A 2,827-nucleotide genomic window follows, 5' to 3' on the forward strand; every position below is an offset into this window, starting at 1 on the left:
CCAGGAGCTGCTGAAGGCCGAGCCCTGGGCCCGCGGCCAGTGGGAGCGGCTGGCGGAGGGCCTGGTCTTCGATGGTATGGAGTCGTGGCTGCCGTGGCTGGCCCCCGAGGAGCGCCTCCTCACCGACCTTCTCGGGTCCGAGGGCCAGGTGCTGCTGGTGGACCCCCGGCGGATGCGCGACCGCGCCGGCGAGGTCCTCGACGAGGAGGCCGCCCTGGCCGAGACCCTCGCCCAGACGTGGAACGCCCGCCCCGAGGGCGCCCACGGCGGCGCCGCCGGCGGATTCCCGCCCCTCCACCTCCCCTTCGACCGTCTGCTCGCCCGGACCGACGCCGCCGTCTGGTCGCTGCTGCCGGCGGCGGAGGGGCCCGACACCCCCTCGGTCCCCGCCCAGGGGTGGGACCCGGTCGTGGGGGACCCCGCCCGGCTGGCCCGCCAGCTCGGCAGCCTGGCCCGCGACGGCCACCGGGTGGTCGTGGTCGCCGAGGGCGAGGGCAGCGCGGCGCGCATCGCCGGTCTCCTCCGCCAGGAGGGCCTGGTCGTGCGGGACACGGCCCCGGCTGAGGGCCCGCCCGCCCCCGGCGTGACGGTCGTGGTGGCTCCCCTCGAACGGGGCTTCGTCCTCGGCGCCGCCAGGCTGGCGGTGCTGTCCGAGGCCGACGTGACCGGCCGGCACCGGGCCCACCGCCGCCCCCGCCGCAAGGCCCGGTCTCTCGACTCCGGCTTCTTCGACGACCTGGCCCCCGGGGACTTCGTCGTGCACCACCAGCACGGGGTGGCGCGCTACGGCGGGATGGTGACACGCGCCATCGGCGGGGCCGAGCGCGACTACCTCCTGCTCGAGTACCGGGGCGGGGACAAGCTCTACGTCCCGTCCGACCAGATCGACGCCGTCACGCCCTACACCGGCGGGGAGGCCCCGTCGCTGTCCCGGCTCGGCGGCGCCGACTGGCAGCGGACCAGGCAGAAGGTGCGGGCGGCGGTCCGCGAGATCGCCCAGGAGCTGGTCGTCCTCTACCGGCGGCGGGTCACCACTCCCGGGCACTCCTTCCCCGCCGACACGCCGTGGCAGGCGGAGATGGAGGAGGCCTTCCCGTACGTCGAGACGCCCGACCAGTTGAAGGCGATCAGTGCGGTGAAGGAGGACATGGAGACGGCGGTTCCGATGGACCGGCTGGTGTGCGGGGACGTGGGGTTCGGCAAGACCGAGGTCGCCATCCGGGCCACGTTCAAGGCGGTGCAGGACGGGCGCCAGGTGGCGGTGCTCGTGCCGACGACCCTGTTGGCCCAGCAGCACTTCCAGACGTTCTCGGACCGCTTTGCCCCGTACCCGGTGCGCGTCGAGGTGCTGTCCCGGTTCCTGACGCCGGCCCAGGCCAAGTCGGTCGTCGAGGGCCTGCGCACCGGCGCCGTCGACGTGGTGATCGGCACCCATCGCCTCCTGTCGGGGGACGTGCAGTTCCACAACCTCGGGCTGCTGGTGGTCGACGAGGAGCAGCGCTTCGGCGTCACCCACAAGGAGGCCATCAAGGCCCTGCGCGCCGACGTGGACGTGCTGACCCTCACCGCCACGCCGATCCCGCGCACGCTCGAGATGAGCCTCACCGGCATCCGCGATCTCACCCTGCTGAACACCCCGCCGGCCGAGCGCCAGCCGATCCTCACCTATGTGGGCGAGTTCGACGAGCGCGCCGTCTCCGAGGCCATTCGCCGCGAGCTGTTGCGCGAGGGCCAGGTGTTCTTCGTGCACAACCGCGTGCGCGACATCGACGCCGTGGCCCGGCGCATAGCGGAGCTGGTCCCCGAGGCGCGCCTGGCGGTGGCCCACGGCCAGATGGACGAGGGCAGCCTGGAGAAGGTCGTCCTCGACTTCTGGGACGGGGCCTACGACGTGCTGGTGTGCACGACGATCATCGAGTCGGGCATCGACATGCCCACGGTCAACACCCTCGTCGTCGACCGCGCCGACAGGCTGGGCCTGGGCCAGCTCCACCAGCTGCGGGGCCGGGTGGGGCGCGCCGGCCAGCGCGCCTACGCCTATCTGTTCTTCCCCCCGGACCAGAAGCTCCCCGAGGAGGCCTACGAGCGGCTGCGCACCATCGGCGAGCACACCGAGCTGGGCAGCGGGTTCAAGATCGCCATGCGCGATCTCGAGATCCGCGGCGCCGGCAACCTGCTCGGGCGGGACCAGTCCGGCCACATCGCGGCGGTCGGGTACGACCTGTACGTGCGGATGGTCAGCGAGGCGGTGGCCGAGCTCAAGGGGGAGGAGCTGCGCCCGCCGGCCGAGATCAAGCTCGACCTGCCCCTCGACGCCCACCTCCCGGTCACCTACGTCGAGCGGGAGGACCTGCGCCTCGAGGCCTACCGCCGGCTGGCGGCGGTCAAGACCGCCGCCGAGGTCGACGACATCGAGGCGGAGTGGGCCGACCGGTTCGGGCCCCTGCCCGATCCGGCCCGGGCCCTGCTCCGGGTGGGCCGGCTGCGGGCCGAGTGCGCCCGCACCGGAGTCACCGAGGTGTCGGTCCTGGCCGCCCGGCCCGTCCCCTCGGGCGCCGCCACCGCCCGGATCAGCCCGCTGGCCCTCAAGGCCAGCGCCCACATGCGCCTGCAGCGGCTGTTCCCGAAGGCGGTGTACAAGGAGGACCAGGGCCAGCTGATCGTCCCCCTCCCGCCCAAGTCCGACCCGGCCGACGCCGTGGCCGAGCTCCTGTCCCAACTGGTCCCCGAGGAAGCGGCTGCGTAACTTGGCCCGACCGTGAAGAAGCTCCTCTCCCTCCTCGCGGGCGCGGCCGGGCTGGCCGGCCTGGCCGTCGGGACATCGGCG

General features: G+C 73.8%; 1 protein-coding gene. It reads left to right on the top strand.

The genetic code is table 11. From position 1 onward, the window contains the following. Window positions 1-2,746, top strand: a 2,746-nt coding sequence (gene mfd, locus VFW24_12385) for a transcription-repair coupling factor (protein ID HEX5267561.1), incomplete at its 5' end; no start/stop codon positions are given. Window positions 2,747-2,827: the final 81 nt, after the last annotated feature.

Source organism: Acidimicrobiales bacterium (assembly GCA_036273495.1).
In the GTDB taxonomy this organism is placed as follows: domain Bacteria; phylum Actinomycetota; class Acidimicrobiia; order Acidimicrobiales; family JAJPHE01; genus DASSEU01.